The sequence below is a fragment of the Pseudomonas sp. R62 genome (assembly GCF_000257605.1).
In the GTDB taxonomy this organism is placed as follows: Bacteria; Pseudomonadota; Gammaproteobacteria; order Pseudomonadales; family Pseudomonadaceae; genus Aquipseudomonas; species Aquipseudomonas atacamensis.
The window spans coordinates 1-1839 of sequence record NZ_AHZM01000836.1 but is presented as its reverse complement, the minus strand read 5'-3'; the positions used below and the strand labels follow the sequence as shown (position 1 = coordinate 1839).

The 1839-nt window shown below is 61.5% G+C and carries 2 protein-coding genes; both read right to left on the bottom strand.

Translation table 11 applies throughout. The features are described 5' to 3' along the window. A partial coding sequence (locus OQK_RS00395; RefSeq protein ID WP_038860084.1) for a zinc-ribbon domain-containing protein occupies nucleotides 1-349 on the bottom strand: 349 nt, incomplete at its 3' end. Between the two features lie 238 nt (nucleotides 350-587). Beyond that, nucleotides 588-1839, bottom strand: a 1252-nt coding sequence (locus tag OQK_RS00390; RefSeq protein WP_016770619.1) for a helix-hairpin-helix domain-containing protein, incomplete at its 5' end; no start/stop codon positions are given.

Genomic DNA, 1839 nt, shown 5'->3' with positions numbered 1-1839 from the left:
CGGGAATGGTGCGGTTGAGGCTGCAAGCGATGCACAAGGTGTCGTGATCGTTGGCCGGCAGCAGCCAGTTGCACGCGGCGGGCATGTCGAGGTTGGCGCAGCGGCGGAACAGTCCGGCCTCGGGATCGGCGTCGAGCGTCCAGGTGCCCTCTTCCGGCCCCGGCTGCAGCGAGGTCAGGCGACTTTCTTCAGGTTGATAGCCGAGCAAGGCGTTACAGGCCAGGCACTGACTGTTGCGAAAGAACAGCGACTGGCCGCAACGGCACGGCCAGACTTTGCTGTTGCGCGAGGATCCGGCCACGAACGGCGCGATGATGCGGGAACTGAGCTGCTCGAAAAAACGGTGCATGGCGATCTCTCCCTGGGACTGGCCAAGACTAGATCATCCGGAAGACAACATCGTTCCCACCCATAACCGCGCAGCCGGGTGATAGCACCATTGTGGTGAGGGGATTTATCCCCGCTGGGTTGCGAAGCGACCCCCAAAACCATACAACGCGGTTAATCAGGTATACCGAGTCGTATGGTTCTGCGACGACGATGTCGCCGTACGGGGATAAATCCCCTCGCCACAGGGGTTCGTCCGGTCAGACAGGGACGCCGTGGTTTTTTAGGAAGGCGATAAACGCTTCTTCGTCCATGACCTTCACCCCCAGTTCATTGGCCTTGGTCAGTTTCGAGCCGGCACCCGGGCCTGCGACCACGCAATGGGTTTTCGCCGACACCGAACCGGCGACCTTGGCGCCCAGGCTTTCCAGATGCTCCTTGGCCACATCCCGGCTCATCAGTTCGACCTTGCCGGTCAGCACCCAGGTTTCGCCGGACAGCGGCAGACCTTCGACGACTTTCTTCTCGCTCTGCCAATGCATGCCGAAATCGCGCAATTGCTGCTCGGCCCGCTCGGCCAGTTGCCGATGCTCAGGCGAGGCGAAGAACTCGCGCACCGAGTTGGCCTGCTTCTCCGGCAATGCCTGGCGCATGTCCAGCCAGTCAGCGTTCATCACCGCTTCCAGCGAACCGAAGCGATCGGCGAGTTTCTGCGCACCACCGGGGCCGACGAAGGGAATGTGCAGTTTGTCGAGCAAGCCGCCCAGGGTGGTACTGGCGGCGAATTCGGCGCCCAACTCGCCTTGATCCTGAATCTGCAAACCATGGCCGAGCAATTCGCTGATGACCTGCTGGTTGTGCGCATCCTCAAAGAAACTGTGGATCTCGTGCGCCACTTCCAGGCCGACATCCGGCAGGTAGGTCAGCACATGCGGCAAGGCCTGTTGCACGCGTTCCAGCGAACCCAGCGAACGCGCCAGCACCTTCGCCGTCTCTTCGCCGACATCGGGAATGCCGAGGGCATAGATGAAACGTGCCAGGCTCGGTTGCTTGCTGTCTTCAATGGCTTTGAGAAGCTTGTTGCTCGATACCTCGGCGAAGCCTTCCAGATCGACGATGTCGTCGAACTTCAGCGCATACAGATCGGCTGGCGAGCTGACCAGACCTTCGTCGACCAGTTGCTCGACGCTCTTGTCGCCCAAGCCTTCGATGTCCATGGCCCGGCGCGAGACGAAGTGAATGATCGCCTGTTTCAGTTGCGCACCACAGGCCAGTCGGCCGACGCAGCGATACACCGCACCTTCGCTGAAGGTTTCCTTGCCCTTGCTGCGCTTGACCAGTTGCGTGCGTTCAACGTGCGAGCCGCACACCGGGCAGCTTTCAGGAATGGCCACCGGGCGCGCGTCATCGGGGCGACGCTCGGTGACTACCTGCACCACTTGCGGAATCACATCGCCGGCGCGGCGAATGATCACCGTGTCGCCGATCATCAGGCCCAGCCGCGCAACTTCG